The sequence below is a fragment of the Cognatiyoonia sediminum genome, from assembly GCF_900129845.1.
Lineage (GTDB): Bacteria > Pseudomonadota > Alphaproteobacteria > Rhodobacterales > Rhodobacteraceae > Cognatiyoonia > Cognatiyoonia sediminum.
Window position 1 is genome coordinate 57,095 of record NZ_FQXB01000007.1, and the last position, 16,564, is coordinate 73,658.

13 protein-coding genes, 1 tRNA gene and 1 pseudogene are annotated in these 16,564 nt (G+C 56.2%); 1 reads left to right on the top strand and 14 read right to left on the bottom strand.

Annotated elements, in window-relative coordinates:
- Positions 1 to 12: 12 nt before the first annotated feature.
- The 8 genes and pseudogenes from BUA85_RS16565 to BUA85_RS15380 form a co-directional block, all read right to left on the bottom strand.
- Positions 13 to 255 (bottom strand): annotated as a pseudogene (locus tag BUA85_RS16565) (nuclear transport factor 2 family protein); the annotation flags it as partial.
- A gap of 29 nt (positions 256 to 284) precedes the next feature.
- The gene (tdh, locus tag BUA85_RS15350; protein ID WP_072902816.1) at positions 285 to 1,313 is read right to left on the bottom strand and encodes an L-threonine 3-dehydrogenase; all 1,029 of its coding nucleotides are present in this window, start codon (positions 1,311 to 1,313) and stop codon (positions 285 to 287) included.
- A gap of 8 nt (positions 1,314 to 1,321) precedes the next feature.
- Positions 1,322 to 2,518: a glycine C-acetyltransferase gene (locus tag BUA85_RS15355; protein WP_072902652.1), complete on the bottom strand. Its 1,197-nt coding sequence runs from the start codon at positions 2,516 to 2,518 to the stop codon at positions 1,322 to 1,324.
- Positions 2,515 to 3,951 (bottom strand): threonine synthase, encoded by a 1,437-nt coding sequence (thrC, locus tag BUA85_RS15360; RefSeq protein ID WP_072902654.1) that lies wholly within the window; start codon positions 3,949 to 3,951, stop codon positions 2,515 to 2,517. The genes BUA85_RS15355 and thrC overlap by 4 nt, the downstream gene beginning before the upstream one ends.
- Positions 3,952 to 3,983: 32 nt before the next feature.
- Positions 3,984 to 5,327 carry a dimethylsulfonioproprionate lyase DddP gene (dddP, locus tag BUA85_RS15365; RefSeq protein WP_072902656.1) on the bottom strand — a complete coding sequence of 448 codons (1,344 nt, stop codon included), beginning with the start codon at positions 5,325 to 5,327 and terminating at the stop codon, positions 3,984 to 3,986.
- A gap of 109 nt (positions 5,328 to 5,436) precedes the next feature.
- Positions 5,437 to 6,435, bottom strand: a complete 999-nt coding sequence (locus BUA85_RS15370) for a GlxA family transcriptional regulator (protein WP_072902657.1) — start codon at positions 6,433 to 6,435, stop codon at positions 5,437 to 5,439.
- A gap of 13 nt (positions 6,436 to 6,448) precedes the next feature.
- Positions 6,449 to 8,899 (bottom strand): GcvT family protein, encoded by a 2,451-nt coding sequence (locus tag BUA85_RS15375; protein WP_072902659.1) that lies wholly within the window; start codon positions 8,897 to 8,899, stop codon positions 6,449 to 6,451.
- Positions 8,900 to 8,940: 41 nt separating this feature from the next.
- On the bottom strand, positions 8,941 to 10,491 hold the full coding sequence (locus tag BUA85_RS15380) for a trimethylamine methyltransferase family protein (RefSeq protein WP_072902661.1): 1,551 nt from the start codon (positions 10,489 to 10,491) through the stop codon (positions 8,941 to 8,943).
- Between the two features lie 106 nt (positions 10,492 to 10,597).
- Between BUA85_RS15380 and BUA85_RS15385 the strand changes: the two genes are divergently transcribed.
- On the top strand, positions 10,598 to 11,521 hold the full coding sequence (locus BUA85_RS15385; RefSeq protein WP_072902662.1) for a LysR family transcriptional regulator: 924 nt from the start codon (positions 10,598 to 10,600) through the stop codon (positions 11,519 to 11,521).
- Between the two features lie 569 nt (positions 11,522 to 12,090).
- On the opposite strand, the gene BUA85_RS15395 is transcribed toward BUA85_RS15385, so the two are convergent.
- From BUA85_RS15395 to BUA85_RS15420, 6 genes are all read right to left on the bottom strand, one after another.
- On the bottom strand, positions 12,091 to 12,609 hold the full coding sequence (locus BUA85_RS15395; protein WP_072902664.1) for a hypothetical protein: 519 nt from the start codon (positions 12,607 to 12,609) through the stop codon (positions 12,091 to 12,093).
- A 28-nt stretch (positions 12,610 to 12,637) separates the two neighbouring features.
- Positions 12,638 to 13,153 (bottom strand): helix-turn-helix domain-containing protein, encoded by a 516-nt coding sequence (locus BUA85_RS15400; RefSeq protein ID WP_072902665.1) that lies wholly within the window; start codon positions 13,151 to 13,153, stop codon positions 12,638 to 12,640.
- Between the two features lie 226 nt (positions 13,154 to 13,379).
- Positions 13,380 to 13,589, bottom strand: coding sequence for a hypothetical protein (locus BUA85_RS15405; protein ID WP_072902667.1), 210 nt, complete (start codon positions 13,587 to 13,589; stop codon positions 13,380 to 13,382).
- A 97-nt stretch (positions 13,590 to 13,686) separates the two neighbouring features.
- Positions 13,687 to 14,865: a tyrosine-type recombinase/integrase gene (locus BUA85_RS15410; RefSeq protein ID WP_072902669.1), complete on the bottom strand. Its 1,179-nt coding sequence runs from the start codon at positions 14,863 to 14,865 to the stop codon at positions 13,687 to 13,689.
- Between the two features lie 149 nt (positions 14,866 to 15,014).
- A tRNA-Arg gene (locus tag BUA85_RS15415) sits at positions 15,015 to 15,091 on the bottom strand.
- A 70-nt stretch (positions 15,092 to 15,161) separates the two neighbouring features.
- The gene (locus BUA85_RS15420) at positions 15,162 to 16,547 is read right to left on the bottom strand and encodes a sensor histidine kinase (RefSeq protein WP_072902670.1); all 1,386 of its coding nucleotides are present in this window, start codon (positions 16,545 to 16,547) and stop codon (positions 15,162 to 15,164) included.
- Positions 16,548 to 16,564: the final 17 nt, after the last annotated feature.

Consider the following 16,564-nt stretch of genomic DNA (forward strand, 5'->3'; position numbering starts at 1 on the left):
CGTAATCAGATCTTACCCCACTTGAAGCAGGATCTGTTTCCAGACGGCAGTCTCGTCATAAAGGGTCCAATCGCGGCGGAGCTTGGGCGCGCCACCGACAAGCTCCCCATATTCGGCATGGGTTGCGCCAAGGACAAATACCTCGGCGCCTGTGGGTTCGCCGAACGTGCCATATCAGTCGTGCAATCCGTGCAATGTCCAGCGTACCGCAGCGCGCGGTAGCATGGCTGCATCATCCCGGCCGATGACATGGTGTACCTCCCATGATCTGCCTGCCGTTCGGCTCAGGTCCAATTCAACACCACTTTGCCGGATCTTCCTGACTTCATCTGTTCAAAACCTTCGCGAAAATCTGCAATATCATAGCGGTGCGTAATCACACGACTGACATCCAGACCATATTGAAGCATGGCGATCATCTTGTACCAGGTCTCGAACATCTCCCGCCCGTACACGCCTTTTATCGTAATGGCCTTGAAGACAATCCGGCTCCAATCCACTGGGGATTGCCCGGGCGGGATTCCAAGCAAGGCAATCTTACCACCCATGACGAGGGCTTCGACCATTTGATCCAGCGCGGCTTGGTTTCCGGACATTTCCAGGCCGATATCGAAGCCCTCCTTGAGGCCAAGCTCATGCACCACATCGTGCAAGTCTTCCTTGGCAACATTGACGCAACGCAAGTTGGGCACGACCTTCGCAGCAAGGTCCAATCGGTAGGTGTTCACATCCGTCAACACCACATTGCGCGCGCCCGCGTGACGGGCGACTGCAGCGGCCATAATCCCGATCGGACCCGCGCCCGTGATCAAGACGTCCTCCCCCAGCAAAGGGAAGCTGAGCGCCGTGTGAACAGCGTTCCCTAGCGGGTCAAGTATCGCACCGATCTCGTCAGGGATATCATCCGGCAGGGGCACTACGTTGAAAGCTGGCAATCGGAGGTATTGCGCAAACGCCCCTTGGACGTTGACCCCGATGCCGCGCGTGCCCGGATCCAAATGAAATTTCCCAGAACGTGATTGCCGGCTTTCGGTACCAATCAAGTGGCCTTCGCCAGAACACCGTTGGCCCAGCTTCAAGCCACTGACATTGCGCCCCATATCTACAACTTCGCCAGCAAATTCATGGCCAGTTATTATTGGGACGGGCACTGTCGCGCTGGCCCAAGCATCCCAATCCCAAATGTGAATGTCGGTTCCGCAAATGCCCGTCTTATTAATCTTTATCAGAACATCATCCGGGCCAAGTTCAGGGATGGGGGCATCAACCTTCCAAAGACCCGGTTCCGGTTTTGACTTGGCCAGCGCGATCATTTGGTTTGTCATTGGATCAGCTCCATGTCCCGCCCGACCTCGATGAACGCATCAATGGCTCTGTCAAGTTCTTCGCGGCTGTGGGCGGCGGACATCTGAGTGCGGATGCGGTCATGCCCACGCGGCACAACAGGGAACGAGAAAGGCGCTACGAAAACACCCTTTTTGTCCAGCCGGGCCGCCATGTCCTGCGCAAGCTTGGGATCTCGCAACATCACCGGAATGATCGGGTGTTCACCGGGCAACAGGTCAAACCCGGCGGCGCCCATGCGTGCTCGGAAATGCGATGCATTGTCCATCAGCCGGTCACGTCGCTCTGTTGAGGCTTCCAGCATATCGATCACCATGAGTGTAGTGGAGGCAATCACCGGAGCCAACGTGTTGGAAAACAGATAGGGGCGCGAGCGTTGCCGCAACCAGTCCACCACATCACGTTTCGCGCAAGTATAGCCGCCCGATGCGCCGCCAAGCGCCTTGCCCAGCGTACCCGTGACGATATCGACGCGTCCCATCACATCGCAATGTTCAATCGAGCCGCGGCCTGTCGCCCCCACAAAGCCGACGGCGTGACTGTCATCGACCATGACCATCGCATCATAGCGGTCTGCCAGATCGCAGATCTCGGACAACCGAGCGATGTAGCCATCCATGGAAAAGACGCCATCCGTGGCGATCAGCTTAAAGCGCGCGCCGACTTCCGTGGCGGCCTGAAGCTGCACCTCCAGATCGTCCATGTCGGAATTGGCATAGCGGTATCGTTTGGCCTTGCACAGGCGCACGCCATCAATGATCGACGCATGGTTAAGCGCATCCGAGATGATCGCATCCTCGGGCCCCAGAAGCGTTTCGAAAAGCCCGGCGTTTGCATCGAAACAGCTCGAATACAGGATCGTGTCCTCAAATCCTAAAAATCCAGAGATGCGCCTTTCGAGCTCGGTGTGTTCCTCTTGCGTGCCGCAGATGAACCGGACTGAGGACATCCCGTAGCCATAGCGTTCCAGCGCGTCCTGACCGGCCGTGATCAATTCGGCGTTGTCGGACAGTCCAAGGTAGTTGTTGGCGCAAAGATTGACTACTTCCCGACCGCTCTCAAGCGCAACGGTACCAGCCTGCCGAGACGCGATGATCCTTTCAGATTTATAGAGACCGGCGTCCTTGAGGCCACTCAGCTCCGCGTTCAGATGGGCCAGAAATTTGGTTGTCATGACGTCACTCCTTCGGAGGTGAGACTTTTAACTGAACCACGCGTCAGGCGCGCGTGTTTCAGAATGAATTCTTCGACGCGGGCCCTGTCACCCGCAAGATGTTCAACGGTCTCGGTGCGTCCTGAGGAAACATCGCCCCAAGCCGGCGGACGTGCTTCTTCTCCGGTCGCATTGCGGACCGCGTCGCGGAACTTTGCGGGATGCGCGGTTGAAAGCGTAACCATCGGCACGTCCGGAACTGCATGATCACACGCGACCTTGACGGCAACTGCGGTGTGCGGATCGGCCAGATACCCTGCATACTTCCAAATCCGCGCAACCTCTTCCAGCGTTTCAACCTCAGAGACCGCACCGGCGTCAAAACTGTCGCGGATAAACCGCAGCATTTTGTCTGGCAGGCTATACCTGCGGCTGTCCTTGAGTGCCGCCATCAGATCGCGCACCGCCGCCGGATCCCGCCCTGCGGCCTCGAACAGCAAACGCTCGAAATTCGATGAAATCTGGATATCCATCGAAGGGGTGATCGTGGGTTTAACGGACCCAAGCCGGTGATCGCCCGTCGTCAGAGTGCGCGCAAGAATGTCGTTTTCGTTCGTGGCGATGACCAACCGACTGATCGGCAGGCCCATCTGCTTGGCGACAAAACCGGCATATATGTCGCCGAAATTCCCAGTCGGTACAGTAAAGCTGACGGATTGTTCCGGCGCGCCGAGCGCGGTCGCAGCGGTAAAGTAATACACAACCTGTGCCATCACGCGACCCCAGTTGATCGAGTTGACTGCCGACAACCGGACCGTGCTGGCAAAGGACTGATGGCCGAACATGTCCTTCACCATCGACTGGCAGTCATCGAAGCTGCCATCGATCGCTATTGCATGGCAATTTTCAGCGCCGATGGTTGTCATCTGGCGTCGCTGGAAATCCGATACCTTGCCATTGGGGAACATGAAAAACGTGTCTATGCCGTGGCAGGTTTTGAACGCTTCAAGTGCCGCCCCACCTGTGTCGCCGGACGTCGCCCCAACAATGGTAAGCCGCTCTCCGCGTTCGGTCAGCACATGATCCATGAGACGCGCAAGGATCTGCATGGCGACGTCTTTGAATGCCAGGGTCGGCCCGTGAAACAGCTCTAGAAGCCAGTCGTTTGGTCCCATCTGCACCAGAGGCGTCACGGCGGGATGATGGAAAGTCGCGTAGGCCTCTTCAATCATCCGCCGCAAGTCGACATCGTCGATCTCTTCGCCTACAAAGGGCGACATCACCGAAAAAGCCACCTCTGCGTAGGGCTTGCCCCGAAGCGATCTGATCTCATCAAAGCTCAGTTTCGGCCACGCCGCGGGCACGTAGAGCCCGCCATCACTGGCCAGCCCCACCAGCAGCGCCTCTTTGAAGGAAAGCTCCGCCGCCTGTCCGCGTGTCGAAATGTACCGCATGTTTCGAATTCCTACGCTCTGGGGGCGTCAGCTTAGCTACCGGGAAACAGACGTTCGTCCCACGGATAGACCGACATCGTTTCGAAGCTATCATCTGTAACGACGCCCTGATCTTCCAGCTTGACCATATGATCACCGCCAACTTTGCCCACCAGCGCCTCGACGCACAGTGTCAGGCCAGGTTCCAGAACGGCGTCAAAGGCACCGTCCACCAGTCGGTCTGGATAGGCGATTAGAGGCCACTCGTCGCACATGCCAACACCGTGCATCGGAGAAGAGTATTTGAGCGCATCATACTTGTCCTGAAGGACATGCAGTGACCGCGTCAGGTCTTCCATATGAAGACCCGGCCGCAGGAGTGCGGTGTTATAACGGATGTGCTCTACCGCCTCTGCATAGCTTTCGCGCATATGGGCCGGGGCCAAGTCGTCACCGATCCACCAAGTGCGGCTGAGGTCCGCACAGATGCCATACGGCCCGATCAGATCGGTGTCGAAGGCGAGAATTTCATTCTCTGAGATGACTCGTGGCCCGCATTCCTGAAACCATGGGTTGGTGCGCGGGCCGGATGTCAGCAGCCGTGTTTCGATCCACTCGCCGCCCCGCTTGATGTTTTCGGCATGGAGCACGGCCCAGACATCGTCCTCGGTCACGCCGCCCTTGGGGATTTCGGTGCGCGCAAAGTCCTCCATGACGGCCATGGCGCGCTCACAGGAATGAATGGCGCAGCGCATGGCGCGCAGCTCGTGCTCTGTCTTGATGCCCCGCGTGCGCTCGGTCACTTCCTCGCCATCACGATAGTCGAGGCCCGCGCGGCGGATCGCGTCGAGCCCTGCGGGCTGGATTTTGTCGATGCCGATTTGCGTATGCCCCGGCGCATGGGTTGCCAGCAGGTCCGCCACTTCGGCGGCGAAGGCATCGGCCGCCGGGCCGATCCGGTCGCCGCGGGCGAAATAGAACATGTCAGCGCCGGAACGGCTTTCGCGGACGAGCGGATTGTACTCGGCGAGGAACGGCGCGTTCTTGTAATCCCAAAGCACCATATAGCCATCCGCACAAAGCAGGCAGGCGCGGAACGGGTTATGGGTGTTCCAGAGCTGCATGTTGGTCGTGTCGGTGGCGTAGCGTATGTTCAGCGGGTCGAACATCAAAAGCCCGCCGTAACCGCGTGCCACGATAGCATCAGTTAGGCGCTGGTGTCGGGCCTTACGCATCTCGGCCAGGTCGGGCAACGGCAGCCCAGCCTCGCGCCATTCGGTATGGGCAAGCGCCGTTGGCCCAATCTCAACTCGGTTGCCGTCGTTTTCGGTGCCGTCACCCAGGTGAGTGCCTTGGCTTGGGTCAATCTTGCGGCGGTCCCTGTAATGAGTGTTCATGTCTTGCTTCCTCTCAGAACCCAGAATTCAAATAGAACGGAGGGTGTTTTTTTGGCAGCAGGCGCCATTCATATTCATATCGTTCGTTGTTTTCTGCAGTTGTACCATCTCAGTGCGCGAGCATCGCCTTTTCATTGCAAGGCGAAATTCCGAAGTGCCTCTTGTATCTCTTGGAAAAAAGACTTTGCGTTGAGAACCCGCACGCAGTGGCAACGTCAATGACGCGCATTTGGGTCTGTTGTAGCAAAGCCCGCGCCTTTTCGAGCCTGAGCGTCATCATGTAGGTCTTGGGGCTAACTCCGAGATAGCGACTGAACAACCGTTCCAGTTGCCGCGTAGATATTCCAACCTGACTGGCGATGACTGAGGGTGAAACAGGCTCCTCAATGCAATCTTGCATATAGGTTGTCGCTTTGAATAACTTTTCGTTTCTGTGTTTCAGGCGGAGCGGGCTCGAATTGCTCTGGCGACAATCCCCGTCACGCAGAGACCCACAAAGCAGATGATCAGCAACCTGCTCCGAGGTTTCCAGGCCTGCCTTTTGGCGGATCAACGCAGAAAAAAGATCCAAGGTGGCTGCGCCTCCGCCACAAGAAACGATGTTCGCGGTCTCTTCAAAAATCGTGCAGGACGGTTCGAGGTCCAGATATCCTTCCTCAAATACTGGTTTCATGCGCCAGTGTGCGCTGATGCGTCCCTCGGTGGCTATGCCGATGCGGGCGAGAAGGAGAGCGCCGCCTCCCACAGCACAAAGCCGGACGCCTTGTCGCGCGGCGCGTCGCAGCCAAGCCACAGCCTTTCCGGATTTGCGGTAGTTTTGTGAATTGAAGGCACAGCAAACGACGATGCAATCACCACCCTGGATATCCGGCAGAGGGCTATCTACGGCCACTTCCAAGCCCGAAGAAGAGACGATGCTGTCGCCCGTTTCGCTGACGGTTTTCCATTGAAAGAAGGTCTTGCCCAGCGTTTCGTTCGCCGCAGCCAACGAGTCGATCCCGGATCCGAGCTCCAACGCCGAAAATCCCGGCATCAACAGAAATACGAAACGGTTCACCGCAACCAGTTCGCTGACCGCTGCTTCGATGTCTTTTTCTGCTCGCCCCATGGTTCGCCTCCTATCAAGACCGCATGTTCGCGCCGTTGGCGTCGTAGATTGGCCCCGAAAGAACCTGTGCGTCGTAGAAGTTGCCCAGAATTTCCACTTGGAGCGTTGTTCCGGGGGTCGCGAATTCGGCGGCAACATAGCCCATCGCCATCGACTGGCCGACATGGTGCGCATAGCCGCCCGAACTGACGTAGCCGACCGGCGTGCCGTCTTTCAGGATCGCCTCGTCATGGGCGACGTCGATCCCGTCAGTGTCGATGGTCATTGTCACCAACTTCTGCGAAACGCCCTCATCGCGCGCCTTCGACGTAGCTTCCTTGCCGACGAAATCCTTCTTCCAGTTGATGAAGACATCCATCCCGGATTCGACCGCGTTGAAGTCGGGACGGTATTCCATCGTCCAGACACCCCAGCCCTTTTCGAGCCGCATCGACAGCAGCGCACGCGCGCCATACCAACGGTAGCCGAGATCGGCACCGGCCTCTTCGATCGCGTCGGCAAGGCGCATCAAGTATTGTGGCTTGCAGTAGATCTCATAACCCAACTCGCCGGAGAAGCTGATCCGGTTGATAATCACCGGCACACCACCGACGAACGTCTGCCGCAGGTCGCGGAACTTGAAGGCTTCAGCGGAAACGTCGTCGCGTGTGATCCGGGCCAGCAGGTCCCGCGATTTCGGGCCGGACAGCGCGATGCCGTGCCAATCGTCGGAAACATTGGCATAAGCAACGCTGGCGGGCAGGTCTTTTTCGAACCAGCGGCGGTGCGCCTCCTGCATGGCTCCCGACCCGAACAGCATGAAGTGATCCTCGGCGAGGCAAGCTACTGTTAGATCGCCGTAGAGCTTGCCCTTGGGCGTCAACATCGGTGTTAGCGACAAGCGGCCAGGCTTGGGCACGTATCCTGCGAGGATATGGTTCAGGTAGTCCCGCGCACCGGCACCCTTGAATTCGTGCTTGGCGAAGTTGGCGATCTCGATTCCACCGACTGCCTCACGCACGGCCTTGATTTCCCGCGCGACATAGTCGTGCGACCGGTTGCGCTCGAAGGTTGGAACTTCATGCGCGTCGTCGGGGCCATCCGCAAACCACAGCACATGTTCCAGGCCGAACCCCTGGTCCATCACCGCCCCCTTGGCGATCATGCGATCATAGAGCGCGGTCGTCTTTTGCTTGCGGCCCTTGGACAGGGTTTCGTTCGGGAAGGTCATCACGAACCGGCGTTCGTAGTTTTCTGACGATTTGATCATGCCCCAGTCAGGTGTCGCGAACTCACCAAAACGCGCGACATCCATCGCCCAGACGTCAATGGATGGCTCTCCGTCGATCATCCATTCCGCAAGGGTCAGGCCAACGCCGCCGCCCTGGCAAAAGCCCGCCATGACGCCAACCGCTACCCAGTAGTTTGTCATGCCCGGAACGGGACCGATTAGCGGATTGCCATCGGGACCAAAGGTGAACGGACCGTTGATCACATCCTTGATACCCGCATTGGCCATCGCCGGAAGACGTTCGAACGCGGTTTCAAGACGGTCCGCCACGCGATCGAGATCCGGCGGAAGAAGTTCATGGCCAAAGTCCCAAGGCGTGCCGCCGACCTTCCACGGGGTCGCCTTGGCCTCGTAGGTGCCCAGCAGCATGCCCTGACCTTCTTGGCGGCAGTACACGTTGGCCTCAAAATCGATGCCATGCGGCAACTGCTGACCGAAGTTCACAACTTCGTCCATGCGCTCGGTAATCAGGTAATGGTGTTCCATCGGCTGAACAGGCAGATGGATGCCAGCCATATGGCCCACCTCTCGCGCCCACAGGCCACCGCAGTTCACGACCTGCTCTGCATTGATCGTGCCTTTGGGCGTGAAGATGTCCCAGCTTCCGTCGGGGCGCTGCGTCATGTCTGTAGCGCCACAGTGGGTGAAATACTGCGCGCCATGCACCTTGGCTGCCTTGGCAAACGCATAGGTCGTGCCGGACGGGTCCAGATGGCCGTCCTGAGCGTCCCACAGGACCGCATGGTAGTGGTCCGGATCGATCAGCGGGTGACGCTCGGCCAATTCCTTGGGCGAAATGAATTCCTGATCCAGCCCCATGTAGCGCGCCTTCGAACGCTCACCCTTCAGGTAGTCATACCATTCCTTGGTGGAGGCGGCATAAAATCCGCCAGTCTGGTGCAGCCCCACAGACTGCCCCGACAGGTCTTCGATCTCTTTGTACAGATTGATCGTATAGGATTGCAGACGTGAGATATTCGGGTCCGAACTGATGGTGTGGATGCCTCCAGCCGCGTGCCAGGAGGAACCGGATGTCAGCTCGTCACGTTCAAGCAGCACCGCGTCTTTCCAGCCGAACTTGGCCAAGTGGAACAGGATCGAACACCCAACCACGCCGCCGCCAATGACAACGACTTTGGCGTGTGATGGCAGTTTTTTTGCGCCTGTCGTCTCGTCCTTTTGAATCGTTGGCATGTCTTGGACTTCCTTAGGTTTTGGTAGGCAACAAAGGCAGATCAGAAATCGGTGGCCGCGCCACCTTCCGCCTTGCGCTTGGTAACAAAGGCATCGAGTTCCTCTCGGATAGCGGGATCAAGCGCCGGAGCCTCATAGGCTCCCAAACGGGTTTTCCATTCGGCATTGGCTTTTTCGATTGCGATCGGTGACCCGGCTTCTTCCCAGTTCTCGAAATTGCGCCAGTCGCTCAGGATCGGGGAATAGAAAGCATCGCGATACCGCGCCTGCGTGTGGTCGGTGCCAAAGAAATGACCCGCTGGTCCGACCTCATTTATGGCTTCCAATGCCAAATCGTCCGGGCTGGTCGAAACTGGCTGAAGGAACTCGGAAACCATCTGCAGCAGGTCGATATCAAGTATGACCTTTTCATATGAGCAGCATAGGCCCCCTTCGAGCCATCCAGCCCCGTGCATCAGCATATTGGCACCGCCATTAATGGCCCCCCAAAGCGAGAAGACCGCCTCATATGCCGCTTGCGCATCCACTGTATTGGCCGCGCACACATTGGACGATCGATAAGGAATCCCATAGCGCCGCGCCAGCTGCCCACCGATATGCTGCGCTTTCATGTATTCAGGCGTGCCAAACGCGGGCGAGCCTGTCTTCATATCCACATTGGACGTGAAGCCGCCGTACATCACTGGTGCGCCCGGTCGCACCATCTGAGACAAGGCAACACCTGCCAGCGCCTCGGCATTTTGCAGCGTTACGGCCCCTGCAATCGTGATCGGCGCCATTGCGCCTGCCAGTGTGAAAGGCGTGATAACGACAGGTTGACCCATCTCGGACAAAGCCATCACGCCCTGCATCATCGGAATATCGAGCTGCAAAGGAGAGTTCGTGTTGATGATCGAGAACATGCAGGCCCGATCACGCATCTGATCATGTGTCAGACCATGAGCAATCCGCGTCATCTCAATCGCATCGGCCACACGCTCTTCCCCAAGGGAGTAGATGCAATAGGCCTTGTCGGTCAGCGTGATGTAATCCTGGATACAATCAAGATGGCGGATAGACGCGTGAATATCGACGGGCTCCACCGGATACCCGCCCGTCACATGCAGCACGTTGTGCATTTGCGCCAATCGTAGGAAGTTGCGATAATCCTCTTGGTTGCCTGCCCGGCGGCCCCGGTCAGTATCCGAGCAGTTCGGTGCACTCGCCATCATGTTGAAGACAACGTTGTTGCCGCCCATGGTCACGTTGTGTCGGGCATTGCGGGCATGCAACGTGAACTCAGACGGAACTGTTGCAATACAATTATTGATCAGATCAGGGTCAAAGCGAACCCGCTCCTCGCCGTCGCGCACGTCTGCCCCGGCCTTTTTCATAACGGCTCGAGCGCCTTCGTGGAGAACGTCCAGACCAGTCTCTGACAGAAGATTTAAAGAGGCTTGATGGATGTGCTCGACCTGATCATCCGAAATTAAGCTCGTGGCAGGATAGGATCGTTTCAGCTGCCTGAACGGCGGTTGTGCGAGGGCCGGAGACGGCATCGCGCTGTCGCGGCGACGGCCACGGCGGCCGCGAGGTGATTGATCATTCGCCATACCGGATAGGCCTCTTCGTCTTCCTGAGTCCGACATGTCTTGGTCGAAGTAAGTGAGTCCGGCAAATGAACATTAGGAATTGTCATTCATTTTGGTAATGACTTAGATGCGTACATGGAATAAAAAGCATGCACACTCAATCAGCACCAGCCGCATCATGGCCTCCAGGAACACTCCAAGTCTCACCTCCCTGAGGGCGTTTTCAATCGTCGGTGATTGCCTGAGTGTCACGGGTGCTGCCGAACAGCTTGGTGTTACCCAAAGTGCGGTCAGCCGGCAGATAAAGGCGCTGGAAGACAGTCTCGATTTCAAACTGTTCGACCGCATAGGCAACAACATCGCTTTGTCTCCGGAAGGTCGCGCCCTTCATCAAAGGATATTCACGACTTTTGGCCTGCTGGATGATGCGATCAACGATGCAACCAATTCCTTCGCGCGACAAAAGATCAACCTTCTCGCGCCACCAACCTTAGCTGCCCGTTGGCTGACCCGGCGTCTGAGCGAGTATCCGCAAAGATTTGAGGGTGTTGACCTCGCCGTTCATACGGAACCTTGGCCCAATGTCCGCATGGATTGCGTCATTCATTTCGGCAAGCATCCGCATGCTGGGTCAGAACATGTCCAGTTGTTTCAGGAACAGCATGTCGCCGTGTGCTCTCGTGAGCTGTTTGAAGATCGCGTTGCTATGCGCGCAAGTTCCCCGCTGCATGTCTTTGACAAAGGGATCTTTTTTCCCCTTTGGGACGACTGGCTGGCACTTGAACCGAATTATCCAGATCTGCCAACCGGGCCGGCGATGGAATTTGCATCTCTTGAGCTTGCTATTCAAGCGGCCAAGAATTCTGTCGGCGTCGCCGTGGTGGACAAAAACATGATTGAATATGAGTTGATCGCAGGAAGTCTGAAGCAGATTTCACCAACCACGGTTGCCGGACCCAACGGGTATTGGCTTGAAATTTCAAAAGAACAACAGGCCAAAACAACATCAGTTCAATTTTATCGTTGGCTGAAACGAGCTACCGCACTTTGACATCGCAAAAACCCGCCAAGTAGACGTCCGGTTTTGACCTGAACCAACCACTTTTTCACGTCCGCAGCGAAAGTCAGCTTCCCGCCCATCCCGCTCATTCGTTCACACCACAGCATTTGGTAGGTCTGGGCTCAAACCAGTCATTCGCTGCAGTGAGGCCAGATGTCCGCTCTTGGCACAAGGCATTATGGTCGTAGTCACCGTCATTGGGTTACACTACCCCCTCATTGAAATGTTTTGGAATGGAGTGCGTAATCTACCTCCATTAGCGACAGGTTCCACTTCCCCGCACCTTAACCAGTGTCCAAGTTCAGAGGTCAGAACCGCTCGAAAGCTGCCGCACGAGCCTACGCACGTTTTCCATCTCTTTGGTTCGCATCCCATGTTTGTAGTTCGGGTGCTTTTTGCCGCGCGGCGCGCCGCCACCAGCGCCATGAAGGCGGCAGACGGACCAACCTCTCTTCGCGGGACACTTGCATCTTTGACCTGTGCTCTTTGCACGAGCGATACACCTTGGGGCGTTCTGGAGGCGCTCAACAGGGTTTATGAGGTTAACGTTAGTTTTCACCTCAACCACCCCCTACGCCGCGGACATCGCCCACAATGGCCTGTCCACCTTCGTTCACCGTGACACGCTCAACACGAACGGTTTGTTGAGCCTTGGCGCGGTGCTGCTTCAGCGCGTCCATTTGAGCAATGAAGGTTCGGCTCAGCCGCGTTACAGAGCGTTCGAGGCTTTCTCTGATCTCTGTGGAGGTCTGATAGGTTAACCGCTCAGTTAGCGTCGAGATTGTGACATGCGTCGCTGTCATCTGTGCAATGAGCATCGCCTCAATCGCATCGCGCGATTCTAACTCTGCAAACATAGCAGAGGCCATCGATCCGTACTGCTCGGCAGATTTACCAAGCGCATGAAGTGCCGTTTGGAAGATGCCATGCGCAGCATCGATCGTTTCCGTGCCGAGAAGTCCGTTCATCCTGAGTCCTTCAGGAACTTCCGCTCGGTATTCGTTCTCACCGTCTTTGACGAGCTTTGGGTAGAGCTTACTGCTCGACTTGTTTTCATTCACAACTGGGACGTCACTCATTGGCGTTTCCTTATAGGGAGTGGTTATATTAGTGTTCCGATTTAGAACCGAGAGAACTGCCATTTTTGGCCCTGACGGGTTCTGATTTGGAACCAAGAACAGGCTTACGGTTCTGGAATGGAACCACAGCACCCCCTTGTTGTTCCAAACTAGAACCGCGTTTTGTTTTTGTGCGCCTGTAGCGATGCCAATCATTGGTCGCTAACTCTTTGCCTTTTGAGCGTTGCACGGGCTTTGTTGTGATCCGCCATTCATGGGTGCGGCGGTGGTACCAATTGCCTTCACGCTCCAAAACGAGGAAGCCTTTCTCGGCCAATTCACCGAAGGCACGTTGCACCGTTGCTTTGCCAAGTCCAAGCGCCTCTGACGCTTCTGCATAGGACAAGGTTAGCCTGCAGTTGTTGCTGCCGTTATAGCGCGTGTGGAGTTCCAAAAACACCTTCGCAGCGGAGCCCGAGAGGTCTCTCCAGGCGTCGCTCTTGAGCAGCCCGTATGGCAGAGGGGCGTATTGCCCCTCTCCCTTTCTCTTGTTGCTCTTACCCATGGCAGCACCTCAAAAGAGGGCCCAGATTGATCAACTTAGATATCAATGATCCGGCCCTCCCTGATGTTCATCCGCTGAACGGAATTACTGCGCGGGCACCAACGGTAGCGCTGGTCGGAAGGGGTTGCTTGAGGACGTCCCAGTGTGACATTATCTTTACTTGCTACGGTGGCAGATAATGTCACTCGAAAAGCCCCTGTCTCGCACGCGAGGTGGGGGTTTTTCATTAGGCGGCCTCATTGCTTGGATCGACGCGTTGCGCGCTCAAATATGCATTGAGGTCGGAGCCATGATACCCGATCCGCCGGCCTATCCGGATGAACGCAGGGCCACGGTTAAAATGCCGCCATTGGGCAAGCTTTTCCACTGTGCCAAGAATTCGGAGTTCTGGGTCTTCGGGGAAGTAGATACGTTTACTGTCGAAGATTTCTGCCATCTATTATTCCTGTTGATAGTTAAAAGATGGCACCCAATATTAACCAATTTTTGACCGGCTCAACACCTTTTTCCGTAAACGGTCTGTGAAAAAACGTTTAGGGCTCGTAGTCTGTGGAAAACAAATTCCATATACTCATTAATCTATGTCGCCGCTCCAACAAATCCGACCTCGCGTACGCTCTCTCCACATCAGACCCAACCTGATGCGCCAAGGCCGCCTCTGCAACTTCACGCGGGAACCCCGACTCTTCTGATGCCCAATCCCGAAAGCTGCTGCGGAAACCATGGACCGTGAAGTCTTCACGTCCCATACGGCGTAGCAACATCAGCATCGACATGTTGGACAGAGGTGCGTCTCGTCTTTGACCTCGGAAGACATAGACACCTCCAAGAGGTCTCACAACTTCGAGGATACGGATCATCTCATCAGTGAGTGGCACGCGATGCTGAACGCCCATTTTCATCCGCTCGGCCGGAATGATCCAAAGCTGTCCATCCCAATCGACTTCCTCCCAAGTCATGCCCAACACCTCAGAGGTGCGGCAAGCTGTTAGGATCGTGAACTGCAGCGCTTTGGCTGCTGTGGCCGTGCGTTTCTCTAGTTCCCCATAGAACGCAGGCACGTCGCGCCACGGCATGGCTTCATGATGAACGGGCTTGGCTTTGACTTTCGGGAGGACACCAGCGTCCTTCACAGCAGTCACAGGGTTCTCGCCGTCTCGGTAGCCGCGCGATTTGGCCACATCCAACACCGCCTTGATCCTCTGAGCCAGCCGCTTGGCCGTCTCATGCTTCAATGTCCAAATGGGAGAAAGGCACATCAAGACTTCTGGCTGACCGATGCTATCGACGGGCATTCTGCCGATCTTAGGGAAGGCATAGTCTCTGAGTGTGTTGATCCACTGCTGGCCGTGCTTGGGGTTCTTCCATGTAGGAAGCCGTTCGATATGAACTTGCTGTGCCAATTCTTCGAAGGTCGGGATCTCGCGATTGGTGTTGTAGCGCGGGTTAAGCCCTGACTTGGCCATACGCCGATACTCAAGCGCTCGTTCTCGGGCTTGGTTCAGTGTCACTACATCTGCGCCACCCAAACCGAAGTCTGTTCTAAGCGGAGCACCTTTGCGGTTCTTCTGTCCTTTGACGGTTACCCGCACAATCCAGCGTCTGGCACCGGAAGGATCGACAACCAAATAGAGCCCCGCCCCATCTCCGTGTCGTCCCGGACCGAGATTCTCAACCAGCTTCTTCGTGAGCTTCCCGCTCAGCGCTACCATTCAAAATACCACTTTTTGTACCACACAAGAAATGAATACAGGACAAAGTGGAAGAACGCTAGGATAACGTCGAAATCTCTACTTTCCTCTATTTTAAATAGAAAATTTAGGTCAGACGAAACTGAATAAGATCTTCGAAAAAGTGGGAGTGGCGGACTGGGGAGGATTCGAACCCCCGACCCCTTGATTCGTAGTCAAGTACTCTATCCAGCTGAGCTACCAATCCGCGTGAGGTGCGATTTAGACCTTGCGGGTCAGCGATGCAAGGGGTCTGGGAAAAGAATCTCTGGCTATTTTCAAACCAGATCGACATCAGCCTTCGGCAAGCGGATACAGAAGACTGTGCCGTTTTCGTCGGTGCGTTCCAGTTCCAGCTTGCCACCGTGCCCGCGGATCAAATCAGCTGAGATCACCATACCAAGACCGGTGCCACCTTTCCGCACACCGCCCTGAAACGGCTGGAACAAATGCTCTTGCGCCTTCACAGGCAAACCTGGGCCGGTGTCGCACACCGTAATGTGCCAAGCTTGATCATCTTCCCAGCCTCTCACCGAGATGGTCCCGGGCTGACGTGTCGCAGCAATCGCCTGACGGGCATTGCGGACTAGGTTATTGATCACGCGAAACAGCTGCTCACCATCGCCACGTATCCTCATGCTCACTGGCACTTCGTTGACAAAGGTGATGTCTGCGGCATCCGCAGATAGCCTTTCGCTATCCAAAACATCTGCAACGATCGGGTGAAGCTCTGTGATTGTCAGCGTCGGTGCGGGTTCATCCACACGACCAAACGCAAGCGTTGTCTCGCACAGGTTCACCGCCCGCGTGATGGAGTTCACGAGCTTAGGCACCATACGCTTAACGAGCGGATCGTCTGACGACTCTATACGATCCGTAAAAAGCTGTGCCGAGGTCAATATGTTGCGCAGATCGTGGCTCACCTTGGCAACGGCGCTCCCCAACTGCGCGAGTCTTTCTTTTTGCTTTAGCGCGCCGGTCAGTTGGGTCTGCATCAATTGCAAGGCTTCTTCCGCGTCGCGCAGTTCCTTCACCCCGGCTTGCGGCTCAATAATGCGACGGGCGTCTTCCGGCGCAGCAGCATAACGCTGCATTTGCTCCACAACGCTCTTGGTAGGGCGCACAACGAGAATTTGAACGGAAACAAACAAAAGCCCAGCGGTAATAATCGAAATAACAGCCGAGAGCACAAGAATGTTCTGGCCATAGTCAATCATCGCTTCCCGCAATGGCATCTGCATCATCGTGATTTCAATCAACAGACCGCCATCGCGAACCGGGTTCCCGATCACACGGATCACCTTGTCTTCTGGATCAAGCAGCGTCGCGAATGCATCTCCGATCAATGTCATCGCAGTAGGGTCACGCAGATCAAAGCTCTCCTCGATTGGCAGGGGAAGTGGCGAGGACAACGCCAAACGCCGGATTTCATCGCGTCGTAGCACGACGTTGAAAACTTCAGCATTCTCCAGAAGCTCTGCCTCTAGATCCGGGCTGATCATATCGTCCGCCTCAAGCGAGAGCGACGCAATCTGCGCGCGCTCCAACCGGTCAATAAGATAATCCTGCCGGAATCGCGAAACGGAGGGGACAAAGATGAACACCTCGGCCAGCATCACAAAGATGATGGTCAAAATCAGGAAACGTCCTGAAAGTGAGTTCATGTCTGCCCCTCCCCGAA

Coding starts and splice junctions, on each gene's coding strand:
- tdh (WP_072902816.1), bottom strand. CDS start 1,313: ATGATCGCGCTGGCCAAGTCAAAACCGGAACCGGGTCTTTGGAAGGTT.
- BUA85_RS15355 (WP_072902652.1), bottom strand. CDS start 2,518: ATGACAACCAAATTTCTGGCCCATCTGAACGCGGAGCTGAGTGGCCTC.
- thrC (WP_072902654.1), bottom strand. CDS start 3,951: ATGCGGTACATTTCGACACGCGGACAGGCGGCGGAGCTTTCCTTCAAA.
- dddP (WP_072902656.1), bottom strand. CDS start 5,327: ATGAACACTCATTACAGGGACCGCCGCAAGATTGACCCAAGCCAAGGC.
- BUA85_RS15370 (WP_072902657.1), bottom strand. CDS start 6,435: ATGGGGCGAGCAGAAAAAGACATCGAAGCAGCGGTCAGCGAACTGGTT.
- BUA85_RS15375 (WP_072902659.1), bottom strand. CDS start 8,899: ATGCCAACGATTCAAAAGGACGAGACGACAGGCGCAAAAAAACTGCCA.
- BUA85_RS15380 (WP_072902661.1), bottom strand. CDS start 10,491: ATGGCGAATGATCAATCACCTCGCGGCCGCCGTGGCCGTCGCCGCGAC.
- BUA85_RS15385 (WP_072902662.1), top strand. CDS start 10,598: ATGCGTACATGGAATAAAAAGCATGCACACTCAATCAGCACCAGCCGC.
- BUA85_RS15395 (WP_072902664.1), bottom strand. CDS start 12,609: ATGAGTGACGTCCCAGTTGTGAATGAAAACAAGTCGAGCAGTAAGCTC.
- BUA85_RS15400 (WP_072902665.1), bottom strand. CDS start 13,153: ATGGGTAAGAGCAACAAGAGAAAGGGAGAGGGGCAATACGCCCCTCTG.
- BUA85_RS15405 (WP_072902667.1), bottom strand. CDS start 13,589: ATGGCAGAAATCTTCGACAGTAAACGTATCTACTTCCCCGAAGACCCA.
- BUA85_RS15410 (WP_072902669.1), bottom strand. CDS start 14,865: ATGGTAGCGCTGAGCGGGAAGCTCACGAAGAAGCTGGTTGAGAATCTC.
- BUA85_RS15420 (WP_072902670.1), bottom strand. CDS start 16,547: ATGAACTCACTTTCAGGACGTTTCCTGATTTTGACCATCATCTTTGTG.